Here is a 17677-nt window from a genome sequence, read left to right as displayed (position 1 = left end):
CTGAGCCCGCCCGGCAGCAGCCGGAGATCACTGCTCGCGCAGCGGGACCGACACGTGAGACGGGTCGGCCGCGGGGGAGGAGAAGGTCAGCTGCGCGCCGGTCGGGTTGTGCTCGATGTAGAGCGGGTCGACCGTGTCGACGACCACGGCGAGGCGATGCCCGGCAGGTACGTCGTAGGCGGTGGAGAACAGCTCCAGGTCCACGCCGAACGGCTTGCCGGGCGCCTTGTCGTGGAAGGTGAGGGGTGCGTGACTCACCAGCTTGCCGAGGCCGAGCGGCCCCACGTCGTACAGGTACGCGACGAGGGTGCCGCTCGACTTGTTGCTGGTGACCGTGGTGTGCACCTTCGCGGTGCCGCGCACCTGCTTGTCGGTCGCGTACCGCTCGGACTGCCAGACCGCCGCGCGGGACCGGGGGAGCAGCGGGATCGACGCCATCGGCGGGATCTTCGCGAACTGGTCGAGCAGGCCGGTCAGCATGACGATGCCGCCGTTGGCGCCCGAGTCGGCGTTGGCGCGCACGGTGCGGGTGCCGTCGAGCGCGATCCTGGCGCTCTTCGCGCCGACGGACTTCCAGTCCGCGTATCCCTCGTAGCCCTCGTCCCCGCTGCCCGTACGGGACTTGAGCTGGACCGGGAGTTCCTGGTCGATGCCGTTGCGCTCGCCCTTGAGGTAACGGTCGAACCAGCGCTGGGAGTTGCTCCACACGTCGTTGGGCAGGCCGAGCAGGCCCGTCGCCTCGGCCGTGGCGTGGTCGCCGGGGCGGAACTCCAGACGCTTGGGGCCGGTGAGCTTCTCGTAGAAGTCGGCGTACTGGTTGGGCGGGAAGAGGGAGTCGCCCCAGGCGTTGCCGAGCAGGACGGCGGTGTCGTTCTTGTTCAGGGCGTCGACGTAGGTCGCGGGGGAGCGCTTCGCGCCCCACGCGATCATCTCGTCCTCCTGGTCGAGGTTGGAGGCGAGGAAGTCCTTGAGGGTCTGCTTGAGTTCGGGGCTCGGGCGGCCGGTGAGCGCGCCCGCGCCGCCGAGCAGCCCCGCGGCCTGCTTGTGCTGGGTGCGGCCGGAGTAGATCGAGTCGATCAGGTCGGCCCAGCCGCTGAGCGCCGCGACCGCCTTGACGCGCGGGTCGTGGGCGGCGGCGAGGAGGCTGATGCCCGCGCCGTAGGAGACGCCGGCCATGCCGAGGCGGTCCGGGTCGGCCGGGGTGTGGGCGAGGGTCCAGTCGACGACCTTGCGGGCGTCGGCGATGTCCTCGGGGCCCGCGGTCTCGATCTCGCCGCCGGACTGCCAGAAGCCGCGCGAGTTGTAACCGACCACGACGTAGCCGGAGTCGGCGAGCTTCTTGGCCTGGGCGACGTACTCGATCTGCGGCATGGCCCAACTCGTGGGCAGCACGATCGCGGGGTAGCGGGCGCCGGGCTTCGCGCCGGACGGGGTGAAGACGTTGGCCTTCAGGACCGTCCCGCCGTCGCCCTCGATGTCGACGAAGCGGGGCCCCGCGGAGTCGGCGGCGGCCGCCGGGGCGGGTGCCGCCTGGGCCGCCGGGGCGAGGCCGAACGCCGCGCCCGCGACGAGGGCCGCCGAGAGTGTGCCTGCGGCGGTGCTGCGGAACGCCTTGCGGCGCGGTTCTCCCACGGGTACCACGGGTCACTCCTCACGGCCGGATGCAAAGTGACCCGACGGTAACCTTGGGGGTTTACCCGAGGTAACCCGTCGGTAAGTTACGCGCGCGTAACGATTACCGCGTCACGGTCAGCCGGTGACGCGTCGGGATCAGCCGGCCGAACCTCCGCCCCGCAGCGCGCTCTTGGCCTGCCACGCGTCCCAGCTCAGGTTCCACAGCCCGTAGCCGTTGCCCACGTCCGCGTCGCCCTTGTGGCCCGAGCCCTTCGTCACGAACGGGTCGCCCACCTGCACCGCGTCGTACAGCCAGCCCGCGTCGCCGTCGCTCATGCCGACGCAGCCCGAGCTGTGGTTGGTGTTGCCGAAGTACGCGGCGTTCCACGGCGCGGCGTGCGCGTACATGCCCGACCAGGTCAGCCGCATCGAGTAGTCGACCATCTTGTCGTAGGAGGCGCCCAGGCCGACCGTCTCCGAGTTCATCCGGATCGTGCCCTCCTTCGACATCAGGACGTTCACGCCGCCCCAGGACGCCTTCTGGCTGCCCGGCGTTCCGGCCGACATCGGGACCGTACGGACCGCCTCGCCGTTCCGCAGCAGGGTCAGGCGCTTGCTGTCCAGGTCCACGTCGACCTGCTGGTCCTTGCCGACGGTGAACGACGTGTCGTAGTCGCGTACGAACCAGCCGCCGCCCTCGCCGGAGTTCACGCCGTTCAGGTCCGCGTCGAGTTTCACCTTCGTGCCCGGCTTCCAGTACTCCTTGGGGCGCCAGTCGATCCGGTCCTTGCCGGAGTAGTCGGTGATCCAGCCCCAGGATCCCTGGGTCGAGTTCGAGGTGGTGACCTTGAGGTGCTTCTCCACGTCCTTCTTGTTCTTCACCGGGTTGTCGAACACGATCGACAGCGGCTGGGCCACGCCCACCGTGGTCTTGTTGCCGGGCGCGAGGGTCAGCTTGTTCACCCGGCCCGCCGCCTCCGTGGTGAACTTCCGCTCGGCGGTGCGGCCGCGGTCGTCCTGGGCCTTCACCTCGTACTTCGTGCCGGGCGAGGCCACGCGGTCCGAGGTCCAGGTGCGGCCGTCCTTCGAGATCCGGCCCGCGAGTTCGCCGCCCTCGTCGTCGCCGACCGAGACGTCCTTCAGGCGTCCCTCGGTCAGCTTTACCTGGACGCGCTCGCCGGCCTTCGCGTTGTCGCCGCGCAGGTTCACGGAGACCTCCGCGTCCTTGTCCGCGCCCAGGTCGGCGCTGCCGTTCGCGGTGCCGCCCGCGCAGCCCGTCAGCGCCAGCGCGAGGCACGCGGCGCCCACGGCGTACACCGTGCCGTGGGGCGGCGAGATGTGACGTATTCGGGTCGGGCGTGTACGGCTCAAGGTGAGACCTCCAGTGCTGCTCTCGGTTCACGGGGGAGGAGTGGGCGGCGGGCGCCGAGGTTGCCGGGGCGGTACGGAAAAATCGCCGGAAACGGTGTGACATGGATTGCACCGGACTCCGGGAGCGGCCGCCCCGGGACGCGGCGGCTCCGGGAACGGCTGCCCCGGGACACGGGAGGGCCCGGCCGGGGGCGCAGGGCGGGCGCAGGCCGCTTCCGGTGTGCCGCGGGTGTGACCACTCTGCGCCCTTGCCGGGGCCGGGAGTTGGGGCCACCTTTGGGGAGCCCGAACGCCCGCACCGCGAACGGAGTCACCCGTGGCTTTCCCGTTGCCCCACACCCTGCTCGGATCAGGACCGCACAAGGTCTTCGCCGTGCACGGCTGGTTCGCCGACCGCAGCGCCTACGCGGCCGTCAGCGCCGACCTCGACCTGGAGTCGTTCACCTACGCCCTCGTGGACCTGCGCGGATACGGCGAGGCGCGCGGGGAGGCCGGGGCGTACACCACGCAGGAGGGCGCCGTCGACCTGGTGGCGCTCGCCGACCGGCTCGGCTGGGACCGCTTCTCGCTGATCGGGCACTCGATGGGCGGCTCGGTCGCGCAGCGCGTCGTGGCGGCCGTGCCCGAACGGGTGCGGCGGATCGTCGGGGTGTCGCCGGTGCCCGCGGCCGGGCTCGCGATGCCGCCCGAGCAGTGGGAGCTGTTCACATCCGCCGCCGAGCTCGCGGAGAGCCGCCGGGCCATCCTCGACATCACCACCGGCGGCAACCGGCCCGCCGCCTGGCTCGACCGCATGGTGGGCCGCTCCTTCGAGTGCAGCGACCCCAAGGCGTTCCGCGCCTGGCTCGACTCCTGGGCGCGCGACGACTTCCACACCGAGATCGAGGGCAGCACCGTGCCCGCCCTCGCCGTCGTCGGCGCCCTCGACCCGGCGCTCGGCGCGGAGCTGACCCGGCGGACCTGGGGGCGCTGCTTCGTACGGGCCGAACTCGCCGAGCTGGCCGCCGCCGGGCACTACGCGATGGACGAGACCCCCCTCGAACTCGTCCGCGTCGTCGAGGACTTCCTGCGTGCGGAGCGGCTGTGACGACCTCCTCGCGGCCGGCCGCCGTACCCCGTGGCGTCCCCGACGTCTTCGACCCCAGGCTGCTGCGCGACGGCATCCCGCACGAGGCCTACCGCGAACTGCGCGCCCACCACCCAGTGGCCTGGCAGGAGGAGTACGAGGTGCTCGGCTGGCCCGCAGGACCCGGCTTCTGGGCGGTGTCGCGCCACGCCGACGTGGTCCGGGTCCTCAAGGAGCACGGCACGTTCTCCTCGCACCTCGGCGCTACCCAGATCCGCGACCCCGACCCCGACGACCTGCCGTTCATCCGCCGCATGATGCTCAACCAGGACCCGCCGCACCAGGTCCGGCTGCGACGGCTCGTCGGCAGGGCGTTCACGCGGGGGAGGGTCGAGCGGTTCGAGGCGAAGGTGCGCGAGCGGGCCCGTCAACTCTGTGGTGCCGCGCGGGAGTTCGGTGACGTGGTCGATCTCGTGGCGGCCGTCACGGACGACTACGCGCTGCTCAACCTCGCCGACCTGCTCGGCGTGCCCAAGGGCGACCGCGGGCTGCTCCTGGAGTGGACCGAGCGCGTCATCGGCTACCAGGACCGGGACGAGGCCGAGGCCCTGGTGCGCGGGCCGGACGGGCGGCCGGTCAACCCGCGCTCACCCGCGATGCTCCGGGAGATGTTCGACTACGCGCAGCGGCTCGCCTCGTACAAGCGCCGCCACCCCAGTGACGACGTGATGACCGCGCTCGCGCACGCCACCGACGGCGATGTGCGGCTCACCGCGCCCGAGCTGGAGATGTTCTTCTTCCTGCTCACCGTCGCGGGCAACGACACCGTGCGCAGCGCCGCGCCGGGCGGCCTGCTCGCGCTCGCCGAACATCCGGATGAGCAGGCGCGGCTGCGGGCCGGAGAGGTCGAACTCGCCCCAGCCATCGAGGAGTTGCTGCGGATGCACCCGCCGGTCCTCACCTTCCGGCGCACCGCCGTGCACGACACGGAGATCGCCGGGCGGCCAATGCGGGCGGGCGACAAGGTGGTCGTCCTGCACGCCTCCGCCAACCACGACGAGCGGGTGTTCCCCGACCCGTACCGCCTGGACCTCGGCCGCACGCCCAACCCGCACGTGTCCTTCGGGGACGGACCGCACGTCTGCCTCGGCGCGCACTTCGCGCGGTTGCAGTTGGGGGTGTTGTACGAGGAGGTGTTGCGGCACTTTCCGGTCCTTGCCCCTGCGGGGCGGCCGCGTCGGCTGGTGTCGAACTTCATCAACGGGATCAAGGAGTTGCCGGTGCGGATCGGCTGAGTCCTGTGAACGGATCGGCTGAGCCCCGTGAACGGAGCGGCTGTCGGGCGCCCCGGCGGACGCCCGCAGCGACGGCAGCTCCCTCGGCCGCACGGCACGGCCGAGGGAGCTGCCGGATCAGAACGGACTCAGCCGTTCACTCCGATCAGACGGTGCCGACGTGGAGGTTCGCCGTCCCGTGCTGCAGGGACGCGCCACCCTCCGCGACGACGCCGTGGCCGGCCAGCTCGACGCCGCCGAATCCGTGGACTCCGCTCGGGTCGCCGTGCAGCGCCAGGGCGGCGGTCCCGCCGGCCACGGCGTCCAGGGCGTCGTCGGCGATCTCGCGGGTCTCGATCTGGGCGTTGTTGTTCATGAGGAACGCTTCCTTCGTTGGCGAAACGGTGCGTGAGTCGGCCGAACTCACTTGTGACAGCGCACCCGGACGGCTCCGTGTCACACCTGCGCGGGGTGGTTCACCGAGGTCGCGCCAACTGTGCCGGTATGCGGTTGATGCGGCGTACCGCAAGATCATCAAGTGTCCGTGGATTGCGGTGTTGTGAGGGCAAGTCAGGACATCCGGCGAGCCGTCGGCACCGGCGCCCGCTCAGTCCTTCGGCGCCCGGTGGGAGTTCCGTACCGCCGGTGCCGGGGCCTGGGCGGCCTTCGTCACGTCCGAGACCAGCTCGACCACGTCGGGGCCGTACGCCTGGGAGTTGACGACCTTCAGGAGCAGGACGAAGGAGTTCGTGCCGTGCTTGCGGGACAGGCGCTCGTGGTGGCGGGCCAGATAGCGGGTCGCCGCCTGGTGCGTGATCGCCCGCTGGCCGCAGAAGAGGAACACCGGCCGCGCCTGCCCGCCCTGGCCCGCGGTGAGGCGGGCGAGTACGACGTACTCGGCGCGGCCGGGCTCCATCCGGTACCGCTCGCTGCCGATCTGGAACGCACCCCGGTCCGGGCCCGGCTCCGGCTCGGAGTTGACCCGTATGCCCGGAAGCATCGCGTGCAGATGCGCGGCCATGCGGCGGTTGGACGCGGGGCCGCCCACGCAGAACTCCGTGCGCTCGCCGAAGCCCTGCTGAGCCGTGTCGTGCGCGATCACCTGGGCGTGCGCGCCGCACTCCTTGATCAGGGCGGAGAGTTCGAGCAGCGAGAACATGTCCGTGCGCGACACGGTGAGTTCCGGGCCCGCCGCGTCACGGTTCACGACAAGGAGGGTCTCCGCGTTGTCGGGCAGCCCGAAGAAGGCCTGCTTCCGCCGGAGCCCCCGCTTCCACAGGTGCGTACGGGCGAACCAGCCGAGGCACAGGAGGATCGCCGCCGCGAACGCGCCCAGGACGACGTGCACAAGGTCTTCACTCATGGGCGGGAACTCTAGCCCCTGCCGTCGAACTCCTGTCCAGCCCACGGCACACCCGGTGTTCGAGGGGGTCCTGACGTGTTCGCGGCGTGAAGTTACGCTGCGCGGACAGTCGTTGACCGGAGGTACGGATGCGTCGTCCAGTTGCGCGGATTCTGTCGCTGCTCGCCGTTTCGGGTGCTTTGGTGGCGGTGGGGGCGGCTGCGCCGCCTTCGTCGACCGCGGCCCCGGGTGCCGCGACACCGCCGCCGAAGTCGCCGGTCGCGGTCGGGTACGGCGGGGCCGTGTCCAGCGTCGACCCGGACGCCTCCGCCGCGGGCATCGAGGTGCTGCGCAAGGGCGGCAACGCGGTGGACGCGGCCGTCGCCACGGCCGCGGCGCTCGGTGTGACCGAGCCGTACTCGGCGGGCATCGGCGGCGGCGGGTACTTCGTCTACTACGACGCGAAGTCCGGCAAGGTGCACACGGTCGACGGCCGGGAGACGGCCCCGGCCAGTGCGGACAGCGAGCTGTTCCTGGAGGACGGCAAGCCGCTGCCCTTCGACGCCGCGAAGACCAGCGGCCTCAGTGTGGGTACGCCGGGCACGCCCGCCACCTGGGACGCTGCGCTCGACGCCTGGGGCAGCCGCTCGCTGCGCCAACTCCTCAAGCCCGCCCAGCGGTTGGCGGCCCAGGGCTTCGTCGTGGACGACACGTTCCGCGCGCAGACCGCCGCCAACGAGGAGCGCTTCGCCGACTTCCCCGCCTCCGCCGAGCTGTTCCTGCCCGGCGGTGAGCTCCCGGCCGTCGGCTCGGTCTTCAAGAACCCCGACCTGGCGCGTACGTACGCCGAGTTGGGCCGCAAGGGCAGCGGCGCCATCTACCACGGCAAGCTCGCCAAGGAGGTCGTACGGACCGTCAACAAGCCGCCGGTCGACCCGGACTCCGGGCGCGAGGCCCGCTCCGGTGACCTGACGGCGGCGGACCTCGCCGGATACGCGGTGAAGCGGCAGGCGCCGAGCCGGTCCGAGTACCGCGGCCTCGACCTCTACTCGATGGCGCCCTCGTCGTCCGGCGGCACGACCGTCGGCGAGGCCCTGAACATCCTGGAGCGCACCGACCTCTCGAAGGCCAGTCAGGAGAACTACCTGCACCGGTACATCGAGGCCAGCCGGATCGCCTTCGCGGACCGCGGGCGCTGGGTGGGCGACCCGGCGTTCGAGGACGTCCCCACGAAGGAGCTGCTCAGCCAGCGGTTCGCGGACTCCCGGGAGTGCCTGATCCGCGACGACAAGGCGCTCACCAGCCCGCTCGCGCCCGGCGACCCGCGGGACCCGAAGCCGTGCGGCACCGGCGACAAGGCAGCGCCGACCACGTACGAGGGCGAGAACACCACGCATCTGACGGCCTCCGACAAGTGGGGCAACGTCGTCGCGTACACCCTGACCATCGAGTCCACCGGCGGCAGCGGCATCACCGTGCCGGGGCGCGGCTTCCTGCTCAACAACGAGCTGACCGACTTCTCCTTCGCCCCGGCGAGCCCGGAGGTGCACGACCCGAACCTGCCGGGGCCGAGCAAGCGGCCGCGCTCGTCGATGTCGCCGACGATCGTCCTGAAGGACGGCCGTCCGGTGCTCGCGCTCGGCTCGCCGGGCGGCGCGACCATCATCACCACCGTCCTGCAGACCCTCACCGGAGTGGTCGACCGGGGCCTGCCGCTCGTCGACGCGATCGCCGCACCGCGCGCCAGCCAGCGCAACGCCGCCGCCACCGAGCTCGAACCGGGCCTGTACGACAGCGAGTTGAGGAAGAAGCTGGAGTCGCTCGGGCACGCCTTCAAGGAGAACCCGGAGATCGGCGCGGCCACCGGAGTGCAGCGGCTGCCCGACGGGCGCTGGCTCGCGGCGGCGGAAAAGGTGCGAAGGGGCGGGGGCTCGGCCAGGGTGGTGCACCCGAGCTCTTGATCAACTTCTAGGGGGCCCCGTGCGTGCGCTGAAGTCCGTGCCGAAATCCTTCCTGGTTCCGGCCGCCCTCGCCCCCGTCCTCCTCGCCACGCTCGCGGCTCCGCCCGCGCGGGCCGAGGAGGACGGGGGAGCGGTGGCAGCCGCGCTCCTCGCCGAGGTCCAGGGCTGCGAGCAGCTCTCGAAGGGCAGGTTCCGTACGGACGACGGGGCGCCCGCGGACATCCCCGTCTGCGGCGGCAAGGGCGTCGTCCACTGGAAGGCCGACCTGGACATCGACTGCGACGGCCGCCCCAGCCCCGTCTGCAACAAGCACACGGACCCCTACTTCCAGCCCACGACGGCCTTCCAGGACTCACGCGGCCGGCACCTCGACTCGGCGAAGCTGCCGTATGTCGTGGTGCCGGGCGCGAGCAAGCGGTGGAACCACCGCGAGGCGAAGGTCTGGGGCGGTGGGCTCGCCGCGATCGTCTACCGGGGCCGGGTGCGGTACGCGGTCGTCGGCGACACCGGTCCGACCAACCTGATCGGCGAGGCCTCCTACGCCACGGCCCGCGCCCTCGGCATCGACCCGCACCCGGTGCGGGGCGGGGCGCCGGGGGGCGTCACGTACATCTTCTTCCAGGGCTCGCAGGTGGAGCGGATCGAGAGTGCGGGGGATGCGGAGCGGGAGGGGGCGCGGTTGGTGGGGGAGTTGTTGGCGGGGTGAGTGGGCCCCCGATAGGGGCGCGGGGCTGTGACATTTGCGGCTCCGCCGCGGGGCGCGAAAAGCCACGACGGCGCGGCAGTCGAACGACCGCCTCGTCGAGGAACGGCGGGCAAAATCAGCCCGTCCGGCGCTTGAGGACGAGCCCGCAGGGCGATCGGCGGCGCCCGAGTCGACAGCGCGGGCCGGACGGCCACAAGCTCACAACACCGTCAGCACCCGCGGCCCCTCCGACGTGATCGCCACCGTGTGCTCCGCATGCGCCGCCCGGCTCCCGTCGCAGGTGCGGAGCGTCCACCCGTCCCGGTCCGCGTAGTAGTCGTCCTTGCCGCCGCCGGTCAGCATCGGCTCGATCGCCAGGACCATGCCGTGCCGCAGCGGCATCCCGCGTCCGGGCCTGCCCTCGTTCGGTACGCCCGGGTCCTCGTGCATCCGGCGCCCGATGCCGTGCCCGCCGAAGCCGTCCGGGATGCCGTAACCGGCCCTGCGGCAGACCGTGCCGATGGCGTGGGCGATGTCGCCGACGCGGTTGCCGACGACGGCCGCGGCGATGCCCGCGTCGAGGGCCGCGAACGCCGTCTCCACGAGCCGGGTGTCGGCCGGGCGCGCCCTGCCCACGGTGAAGCTGACCGCCGAGTCGCCGACCCAGCCGTCGAGCCGGGCGCCGAAGTCGGCGGAGACCAGGTCGCCGTCGCGCAGCCGGTACCCGTCCGGGACGCCGTGCACGATCGCGTCGTTCACCGAGACGCACAGGGTCGCCGGGAACGGGGTCGGGGCGAAGCTCGGCCGGTACCCGAGGAACGGGGAGTCCGCGCCCGCCTCCCGCAGCACCCCGCGCGCCACCCGGTCGAGGTCGACGAGCCGGACGCCGACGTCCGCCGCCTCCCGTACGGCCGTCAGTGCCTGGGCCACGACTCGGCCCGCTTCCCGCATCGCGTCCAGGGACGCGTCCGTCTTGAGTTCCACCATGCCAATTACTATACCGGTATTTCTATACCGTCATTACTGTACCGGTATAAGAATGGGCCGCCGCTGTAGACTGGCCGCATGGTGCGCACCCCCCTCACCCCCGAAGAGCGCGAACGCGGCGAGCGGCTAGGCCGGTTGCTGCGCGAGGCGCGCGGCGAGCGGAGCATGATCGAGGTCGCGGCGCACGCCGGGCTCTCCGCCGAGACGCTGCGGAAGATCGAGACGGGCCGCGCGCCCACCCCGGCGTTCTTCACGGTCGCCGCGCTCGCCGGCGCCCTCGGCCTCTCCCTGGACGAGGTCCTGACGCGCTGCGCACCCGTTCCCGCCTGAGCCGCCCGTCTCGCCCCGCCGGCACCGACGACCTGTTCGTCGCGTGGGAGACCCTCACCCACGCGAGCGGTCCCGGCACCTCCTAAGCTCCCCGCATGACCCCCATGAACGCCGAGCACCTCGGCCGCGTCCGCTACATCAGCCTCACCACGTACCGCCGGAACGGGGTCGGTGTCGCGACGCCCGTATGGGTCGTGCGGTCCGGGGATGAGCTGTGGGTGTGGACGCGGAGCGACTCCTGGAAGGTCAAACGGCTGCGACGGGACAAGGCCGTACGCGTGGCGCCCTGTGACGTGCGCGGGCGGGTCGCGGACGACGCGCCCGCCGTCGACGGCACGGCGCGCTTCCTCTACGCCGATGAGATGCCGCGTCTGCGCAAGCTCCTCGGGCGCAAGTACCGCCTGCAGTACTGGCTCCTCGACCTGCCCGCCACCCTCGTACGGCTCGGCAAGCGCCCGCACACCGGGATCGCCGTGACCCTCGGCGGGACCGCGAAGGGCGCCGACGCGCCGTAGGCGCTTCCGTACGTGCCCGGTGGAAAACTGCCCGTAGCCGTCCCGTAACACGTGGGGTGTGCAATGCGTGCCGGACGGGCGGACCGGAAGGGTCCACTTCTACGCGACGGGGGCGAGCGGCATGGAACGGCATCAACTCCCGGGAGCGGAGGGGGAGTTCGCCGGGTACTTCGGGGATCTGCTGTCCCGGCTCGACCAACGCGCGGGCTGGTGCGGGGTGTTCTGGCAGCGCGACCCCGAGGGCATGACCGCCTGCCTCGACGGCCAGGAGGTGCCGCCCTGGGACGTCGTCCAGGCACTCCTGCACGACCTCGCCGCCGACCGCGGCACCCCGGCCGCCGAACGCGAGGCCGACCTCGCCCGCCCGCTGCACCGCGCCGCGCTCGCCGCCCACGACACCAGGCCCGGCAGCCGCCGACTCCTCGCCGAACGGCTCGACCTGATGCTCGGCGAGGAGCGCTACGCGATCGACCGCCAGGACCGCCTCACCGCACAGCTCTCCGAGGCGCCCACGCCGCACGAGGCCGACCGTATCCAGCTCGACCTCGCCTGGGCCCGCGACGACGAGGAGCGCGCGAGGGCCCGGAGCGAGGAACTCCGCGCCCGCATCGCCGAGTTGGACGAGGCCGCCGAGCAGGACCGGGTGCCTCAGCCGCGTACGGCCGACCGCAAGAAGCGGCCGCGCGGCGCCCGGTACGGCTGGGTCGAGGCGGACGACGGCTCCGCCGCGGACGAGGCCGGGCCCCTGCCCGTACCGGACGTGACGCCCGGGGCGGTCGGCGCTCCGGAGGGGCCGCGCGGCGCCCGGTTCGCGGGTGGCGCCGGTCCCGTACGGGAAGCCGGGCCGCAGCCGGGACGCGAGCCGGACCCCGCCGCTGAGGACCCCGCCACCGAGGACCCCGCCGCCGAGGACGCCGCCGCCCGGGCCGTGCGCGAGCTGGTCCGGCTGCGCGCCGAAGGGCGCGCGGGCGAGGCGTACGCGCTGCTCTGCGAGGCCGTGCTCTGGCCCGCGCCCCGACTGCCGCTGCTCGCCGAGGAGTTGGAGTACGCGGGGCTCGGCGCCGACTGGGTGACGCTGCTGTGGGAGGGCGCATCACTATCCGTGGAGCGACTCGTCGCGGCGGCCGACGCGCTCGCCGCCGCGGGCCGGGCCGACGACGGCGCCCAGCTGCTCAGGCAGGGTGTGGCCCGCCCGGCGCCGGAGATCGCCGACGCGGTGCTCGCCCTGCGGGGCGCCGGCCGGGAGCGGGAGGTGGTGGCGCTGCTCGACGCGTACGTGCGGGTGCGCTCGCCGCAGGAGGCGGCACGGTTCGTGCTGCGCGATCCGGCACGCCTCACGACCCCGGTCCTGGACGCGGCGCGGGCGGTCTCGCCGGAGCGGGAGTGGGACGTGGTGCACGCGCTGCGGGTGGCGGGCATCGCCGTATGAGGCGTCGACATCCGTGGAGCGTGCGCACTGGGTGATCACTTCGCCCGCATGAGTGCCGAAATCTGATCGACTCGGCCGGTTCACGACGATGGTCTTGCCCCGGGCTGTGACGCGGCTTACGTTCATGTCTCCACGCCCTGGCTCTACGGGCGTAGAGGCTCGAAGAAGCTTGTCGGCGTCGCGTCGAAGGAGCAGCTCATGGTGAACGTCGTACGCGCGGCCCTCGTCCAGGCGACCTGGACGGGAGACACCGAATCCATGATCGCCAAACACGAGGAGCACGCCCGGGAGGCCGCTCGTCAGGGGGCGAAGGTCATCGGGTTCCAGGAAGTCTTCAATGCCCCCTACTTCTGCCAGGTCCAGGAGGCCGAGCACTACCGCTGGGCCGAGCCCGTGCCGGACGGGCCGACGGTGCGGCGCATGCGGGACCTCGCCCGCGAGACCGGCATGGTGATCGTGGTGCCGGTCTTCGAGGTCGAGCAGGCCGGGTTCTACTTCAACACCGCCGCCGTGATCGACGCCGACGGCAGCTATCTCGGCAAGTACCGCAAGCACCACATCCCGCAGGTCAAGGGCTTCTGGGAGAAGTACTACTTCAAACCGGGAAACCTGGGCTGGCCGGTGTTCGACACCGCCGTCGGCAAGGTCGGCGTCTATATCTGCTACGACCGGCACTTCCCGGAGGGCTGGCGCCAACTCGGCCTGAACGGCGCCCAGTTGGTCTTCAATCCGTCGGCCACCTCGCGCGGGCTCTCCGCGTACCTGTGGCAGCTGGAGCAGCCCGCAGCCGCCGTCGCCAACGAGTACTTCATCGCCGCGATCAACCGCGTCGGCCAGGAGGAGTACGGCGACAACGACTTCTACGGCACCAGCTACTTCGTCGACCCGCGCGGCCAGACGGTCGGCGAGACCGCCAGCGACAAGACCGAGGAACTCGTCGTACGGGACCTGGACTTCGACCTCATCGACGAGGTCCGCACCCAGTGGGCCTTCTACCGGGACCGCCGCCCCGACGCGTACGACGGGCTGGTGCAGCCGTGACCGACCTCTACCAGCGCCACCGCGCCGTCCTGCCCGACTGGCTCACGCTCTACTACGAGGACCCGATCGAGCTCACCCACGGCGAGGGCCGGTACGTGTGGGACGCCGAGGGCAACAAGTACCTCGACTTCTTCGGCGGTGTCCTCACCACCATGACCGCGCACGCACTGCCCGAGGTCACCAAGGCGGTGAGCGACCAGGCCGCCCGGATCATCCACTCCTCGACGCTCTACCTCGACCGCCCGATGGTCGAACTCGCCGAGCGGATCGCCCAGTTGTCCGGCATCCCGGACGCCCGCGTCTTCTTCACCACCTCCGGCACCGAGGCCAACGACGCGGCCCTGCTGCTCGCCACCGCGTACAACCGCTCCAACCAGATCCTGGCGATGCGCAACAGCTACCACGGGCGCTCCTTCTCGGCCGTGTCCATCACCGGCAACCGCAGCTGGTCGCCGACGAGCCTCTCCCCGCTGCAGACCCTGTACGTGCACGGCGGTGTCCGCAGCCGCGGCCCGTACGCGACCCTGTCCGACGCCGAGTTCATCGACGCCTGCGTGGCCGACCTGGAGGACATGCTCGGTCAGACCCGCGGCGTCGCCGCCCTGATCGCCGAGCCCATCCAGGGCGTCGGCGGCTTCACCTCCCCGCCCGACGGTCTTTACGCGGCGTTCCGCCAAGTCCTCGACCGGCACGGCGTTCTGTGGATCGCGGACGAGGTGCAGACCGGCTGGGGCCGTACCGGCGAGCACTTCTGGGGCTGGGAGGCGCACGGGCAGCACGGGCCGCCGGACATGCTCACCTTCGCCAAGGGCATCGGCAACGGCATGTCCGTCGGCGGCGTCGTCGCCCGCGCCGAGGTCATGAACTGCCTCGACGCCAACTCCTTCTCCACCTTCGGCGGCTCCCCGGTCACGATGGCGGCGGGCCTCGCCAACCTCACGTACCTCCTGGAGCACGACCTGCAAGGCAACGCGCGCCGCGTCGGCGGGATGCTCCTGGAGCGGCTGCGGGCGATCGGCGCGAGCGCTCCCCACGTACGCGAGGTGCGCGGCCGCGGCCTGATGATCGGGATCGAGCTGGCCAGGCCCGGAACCGACGAGGCCGACCCGGACGCCGCGTCCGCCGTCCTGGAGGCGGCCCGCGACGGCGGACTCCTGGTCGGCAAGGGCGGCGGCCACAACACCAGCGTGCTGCGGATCGCCCCGCCGCTCTCCCTCACGGTCGCCGAGGCGGAGGAGGGTGCCGCCGTACTCGAACAGGCCCTGCGCGGCCTGTAGTCCAGCCGCCTGTCCCTCGCCCACCCCCCGTACGAGATCCCATGTGAGGGGAAGCCATGAGCACCCGCACCCTGATCCGCGGCGGACTGGTCATCACCGCCGCCGACGAGACCCACGCCGACGTCCTGATCGAGGACGGCAGGATCGCCGCCCTCGCCGCCCACGGCAGCGAACAGGCCGCGTCCTGGACCGCCGACCGGATCATCGACGCCACCGACAAGTACGTCATCCCGGGCGGCGTCGACGCCCACACGCACATGGAGCTGCCCTTCGGCGGCACCTTCGCCTCCGACACCTTCGAGACGGGCACCCGCGCCGCGGCCTGGGGCGGCACCACCACGATCGTGGACTTCGCCGTGCAGAGCCAGGGCCGCTCCCTGCGCGAGGGACTGGACGCCTGGTACGCGAAGGCCGACGGCCAGTGCGCGATCGACTACGCCTTCCACATGATCCTCTCCGACGTCAACGACGGAACGCTCAAGGAGATGGACCGCCTGGTGGAGGAGGGCATCACGTCCTTCAAGCTGTTCATGGCCTACCCGGGCGTCTTCTACAGCGACGACGGCCAGATCCTGCGCGCCATGCAGCGCGCCGCCGGGAACGGCGGGCTGATCATGATGCACGCCGAGAACGGCATCGCCATCGACGTCCTCGTCGAACAGGCCCTCCAGCGCGGCGAGACCGACCCCCGCTACCACGGCGAGGTCCGCAAGGTCCTCCTGGAGGCGGAGGCGACCCACCGCGCCATCCAGCTCGCCCGCGTCGCGGGCGCCCCTCTCTATGTCGTGCACGTCTCCGCCGAGGAGGCCGTCGCCGAGCTGGCCGCCGCCCGCGACAAGGGCCTGCCGGTCTTCGGCGAGACCTGCCCGCAGTACCTGTTCCTGTCCACCGACAACCTCGCCGAGCCGGACTTCGCGGGCGCCAAGTACGTCTGCTCGACCCCCCTGCGCCCGCGCGAACACCAAGCGGCCCTGTGGCGCGGCCTGCGCACCGACGACCTCCAGGTGGTGTCCACGGACCACTGCCCGTTCTGCTTCGTGGGCCAGAAGGAGCTGGGCCGCGGCGACTTCTCGAAGATCCCCAACGGCCTTCCCGGGGTGGAGAACCGCATGGACCTGCTCCACCAGGCCGTCGTCGACGGCCACATCTCCCGCCGCCGCTGGATCGACATCGCCTGCGCGGCCCCGGCCCGGATGTTCGGCCTGTACGGCAAGAAGGGCACGCTCGCCCCGGGCGCCGACGCGGACGTCGTGATCTACGACCCGACGGCCGAGCAGACCCTCTCCGCCGAGACGCACCACATGAACGTCGACTACTCCGCGTCCGAGGGCAAGCGCGTCCGAGGCCAGGTCGAGACCGTCCTCTCGCGCGGCGAAGTGGTCGTCGACCAGCGGAAGTTCACGGGGCTTGCGGGGCACGGCGTCTACACGCCTCGCGGCACCTGCCAGTATCTGAACGACTAGGAGCCCGTGCATGGACTTCGGACTCGTCCTGCAGACCGACCCCCCGGCCGCGCAGGTCATCAGCCTCATGAAGCGCGCCGAGCGCAACGGCTTCCGCTACGGGTGGACGTTCGACTCCGCCGTGCTCTGGCAGGAGCCCTTCGTCATCTACAGCCAGATCCTGGCCAACACCCGGCGGCTGATCGTCGGCCCGATGGTCACCAACCCCGGCACCCGCACCTGGGAGGTGACCGCGTCGACCTTCGCCACGCTCAACGACATGTACGGCAACCGCACGGTCTGCGGGATCGGGCGCGGCGACAGCGCCATGCGGGTCGCGGGGCGCCCGCCCAACACCCTGGCCCGGGTCAGCGCCGCGATGAAGGTGATCCGTGCCCTCGCCTCGGGCCAGGAGGCGGACCTGGGCGACGGCACGACGGTCCGCTTCCCCTGGGCCGGGGCGGACGCGCGGCTGCCCGTGTGGATGGCGGCGTACGGGCCCAAGGCGCTCAAGATGGCGGGGGAGGAGGCCGACGGGTTCATCCTCCAGCTCGCCGACCCGTATCTGACGCAGACCATGGTGAAGGCCGTCCGTGACGCGGCGTCCGCCGCCGGGCGCGGCCCCGACGAGGTCAGCATCTGCGTCGCCGCCCCCGCCTACCTCACGGAGGACGACTCACCGGACGCCCTCGCGCACGCCCGCGAGCAGTGCCGCTGGTTCGGCGGCATGGTCGGCAACCACGTGGCCGACCTGGTCGCCAAGTACGGCGCCCACTCGGACCTGGTGCCCGAGGCGCTCACCGACTACATCAAGGCCCGCGAGGGGTACGACTACTCCCACCACGGCCGCGCCGACAACCCGGACACCGCCTTCGTACCGGATGACATCGTGGACCGCTTCTGCGTGATCGGGACGGCGGAGCAGCACATCGCGAGGATGCGGGAGCTGCGGGCGCTCGGGGTCGACCAGTTCGCCGTCTACGCCATGCACGACGCCCGGGAGCGGGTCATCGAGGGGTACGGGAGCACGGTGATTCCGGCGCTGCGGGGCTGAGACCTGCACTTATGCCCTCTACATGTATTTCTCCGAACTCCCTTGGACCCCTTGATTTCCGGGGTGGACTCGGCCTAGCCTCGCCGCAACTTGCCGTTCACCCCGCAGCGGGAGAGCACCGGGGCAGCCAGCCCCGGGCGCCGAAGGAGCAACACCTCCCCGGAAACTCTCAGGCATCCCTACCGCGCGGGCAGGCAACTCTGGAAAGCAGGCGCTGCGGCGTCTCGCCCACGGTGCAAGCGGTGTCGGAGCCGCGAAGCTCTCAGGCCATATGACAGAGGGGGAGGCT

16 protein-coding genes and 2 riboswitches are annotated in these 17677 nt (G+C 71.8%); of the genes, 11 read left to right on the top strand and 5 right to left on the bottom strand.

Going from position 1 to position 17677, the window contains the following annotated elements; translation table 11 throughout:
- Positions 1-27: 27 nt before the first annotated feature.
- Both QIT00_RS02500 and QIT00_RS02495 read right to left on the bottom strand, forming a co-directional pair.
- Positions 28-1632 (bottom strand): CocE/NonD family hydrolase, encoded by a 1605-nt coding sequence (locus QIT00_RS02500; protein ID WP_282533495.1) that lies wholly within the window; start codon positions 1630-1632, stop codon positions 28-30.
- Positions 1633-1770: 138 nt separating this feature from the next.
- The gene (locus QIT00_RS02495; RefSeq protein WP_408909704.1) at positions 1771-2985 is read right to left on the bottom strand and encodes a L,D-transpeptidase; all 1215 of its coding nucleotides are present in this window, start codon (positions 2983-2985) and stop codon (positions 1771-1773) included.
- 316 nt (positions 2986-3301) lie between these two features.
- Between QIT00_RS02495 and QIT00_RS02490 the strand changes: the two genes are divergently transcribed.
- Positions 3302-4072, top strand: a complete 771-nt coding sequence (locus tag QIT00_RS02490; protein WP_282533358.1) for an alpha/beta fold hydrolase — start codon at positions 3302-3304, stop codon at positions 4070-4072.
- The gene (locus QIT00_RS02485) at positions 4069-5346 is read left to right on the top strand and encodes a cytochrome P450 (RefSeq protein WP_282533357.1); all 1278 of its coding nucleotides are present in this window, start codon (positions 4069-4071) and stop codon (positions 5344-5346) included. The genes QIT00_RS02490 and QIT00_RS02485 overlap by 4 nt, the downstream gene beginning before the upstream one ends.
- Positions 5347-5491: 145 nt before the next feature.
- Here QIT00_RS02485 and QIT00_RS02480 read toward each other — a convergent pair whose 3' ends face one another.
- The gene (locus tag QIT00_RS02480) at positions 5492-5701 is read right to left on the bottom strand and encodes a hypothetical protein (RefSeq protein WP_282533356.1); all 210 of its coding nucleotides are present in this window, start codon (positions 5699-5701) and stop codon (positions 5492-5494) included.
- Between the two features lie 231 nt (positions 5702-5932).
- The gene (locus tag QIT00_RS02475; RefSeq protein WP_282533355.1) at positions 5933-6688 is read right to left on the bottom strand and encodes a hypothetical protein; all 756 of its coding nucleotides are present in this window, start codon (positions 6686-6688) and stop codon (positions 5933-5935) included.
- 128 nt (positions 6689-6816) lie between these two features.
- Between QIT00_RS02475 and ggt the strand changes: the two genes are divergently transcribed.
- The gene (gene ggt / locus QIT00_RS02470) at positions 6817-8628 is read left to right on the top strand and encodes a gamma-glutamyltransferase (protein WP_282533354.1); all 1812 of its coding nucleotides are present in this window, start codon (positions 6817-6819) and stop codon (positions 8626-8628) included.
- Between the two features lie 19 nt (positions 8629-8647).
- Positions 8648-9334, top strand: a complete 687-nt coding sequence (locus QIT00_RS02465; protein WP_282533353.1) for a glycoside hydrolase family 75 protein — start codon at positions 8648-8650, stop codon at positions 9332-9334.
- Positions 9335-9532: 198 nt separating this feature from the next.
- Here QIT00_RS02465 and map read toward each other — a convergent pair whose 3' ends face one another.
- Positions 9533-10300, bottom strand: a complete 768-nt coding sequence (gene map, locus QIT00_RS02460; protein ID WP_282533352.1) for a type I methionyl aminopeptidase — start codon at positions 10298-10300, stop codon at positions 9533-9535.
- A gap of 78 nt (positions 10301-10378) precedes the next feature.
- Between map and QIT00_RS02455 the strand changes: the two genes are divergently transcribed.
- The 7 genes from QIT00_RS02455 (at position 10379) to QIT00_RS02425 (ending at position 17388) form a co-directional block, all read left to right on the top strand.
- Complete coding sequence (locus QIT00_RS02455; protein ID WP_282533351.1) at positions 10379-10630, top strand: helix-turn-helix domain-containing protein; 252 nt, start codon at positions 10379-10381, stop codon at positions 10628-10630.
- A gap of 104 nt (positions 10631-10734) precedes the next feature.
- Positions 10735-11145, top strand: a complete 411-nt coding sequence (locus tag QIT00_RS02450; protein ID WP_282533493.1) for a PPOX class F420-dependent oxidoreductase — start codon at positions 10735-10737, stop codon at positions 11143-11145.
- A 67-nt stretch (positions 11146-11212) separates the two neighbouring features.
- Positions 11213-12574, top strand: a complete 1362-nt coding sequence (locus QIT00_RS02445) for a hypothetical protein (protein ID WP_408909703.1) — start codon at positions 11213-11215, stop codon at positions 12572-12574.
- A 198-nt stretch (positions 12575-12772) separates the two neighbouring features.
- Positions 12773-13615: a nitrilase-related carbon-nitrogen hydrolase gene (locus QIT00_RS02440; protein ID WP_282533350.1), complete on the top strand. Its 843-nt coding sequence runs from the start codon at positions 12773-12775 to the stop codon at positions 13613-13615.
- Positions 13612-14892, top strand: coding sequence for an aspartate aminotransferase family protein (locus QIT00_RS02435; RefSeq protein ID WP_282533349.1), 1281 nt, complete (start codon positions 13612-13614; stop codon positions 14890-14892). The genes QIT00_RS02440 and QIT00_RS02435 overlap by 4 nt, the downstream gene beginning before the upstream one ends.
- 56 nt (positions 14893-14948) lie before the next feature.
- Positions 14949-16355: a dihydropyrimidinase gene (gene hydA, locus QIT00_RS02430; protein WP_282533348.1), complete on the top strand. Its 1407-nt coding sequence runs from the start codon at positions 14949-14951 to the stop codon at positions 16353-16355.
- A 10-nt stretch (positions 16356-16365) separates the two neighbouring features.
- Complete coding sequence (locus QIT00_RS02425) at positions 16366-17388, top strand: TIGR03842 family LLM class F420-dependent oxidoreductase (RefSeq protein ID WP_282533347.1); 1023 nt, start codon at positions 16366-16368, stop codon at positions 17386-17388.
- A 97-nt stretch (positions 17389-17485) separates the two neighbouring features.
- Positions 17486-17583, top strand: a riboswitch (glycine riboswitch).
- Positions 17584-17673, top strand: a riboswitch (glycine riboswitch). It abuts the riboswitch before it with no gap.
- Positions 17674-17677 lie beyond the last annotated feature (4 nt).

Origin of the sequence: Streptomyces luteolus (genome assembly GCF_029968015.1) — a bacterium.
GTDB lineage: Bacteria > Actinomycetota > Actinomycetes > Streptomycetales > Streptomycetaceae > Streptomyces > Streptomyces luteolus.
This window is presented reverse-complemented; position numbering and strand designations above follow the sequence as displayed.

Bases quoted from the DNA above. Each gene is read 5' to 3' on its own strand.
- QIT00_RS02480 (WP_282533356.1), bottom strand. From the start codon at position 5,701: ATGAACAACAACGCCCAGATCGAGACCCGCGAGATCGCCGACGACGCC.
- QIT00_RS02475 (WP_282533355.1), bottom strand. From the start codon at position 6,688: ATGAGTGAAGACCTTGTGCACGTCGTCCTGGGCGCGTTCGCGGCGGCG.
- ggt (WP_282533354.1), top strand. From the start codon at position 6,817: ATGCGTCGTCCAGTTGCGCGGATTCTGTCGCTGCTCGCCGTTTCGGGT.
- map (WP_282533352.1), bottom strand. From the start codon at position 10,300: ATGGTGGAACTCAAGACGGACGCGTCCCTGGACGCGATGCGGGAAGCG.
- QIT00_RS02455 (WP_282533351.1), top strand. From the start codon at position 10,379: ATGGTGCGCACCCCCCTCACCCCCGAAGAGCGCGAACGCGGCGAGCGG.
- QIT00_RS02450 (WP_282533493.1), top strand. From the start codon at position 10,735: ATGAACGCCGAGCACCTCGGCCGCGTCCGCTACATCAGCCTCACCACG.
- QIT00_RS02440 (WP_282533350.1), top strand. From the start codon at position 12,773: ATGGTGAACGTCGTACGCGCGGCCCTCGTCCAGGCGACCTGGACGGGA.
- hydA (WP_282533348.1), top strand. From the start codon at position 14,949: ATGAGCACCCGCACCCTGATCCGCGGCGGACTGGTCATCACCGCCGCC.
- QIT00_RS02425 (WP_282533347.1), top strand. From the start codon at position 16,366: ATGGACTTCGGACTCGTCCTGCAGACCGACCCCCCGGCCGCGCAGGTC.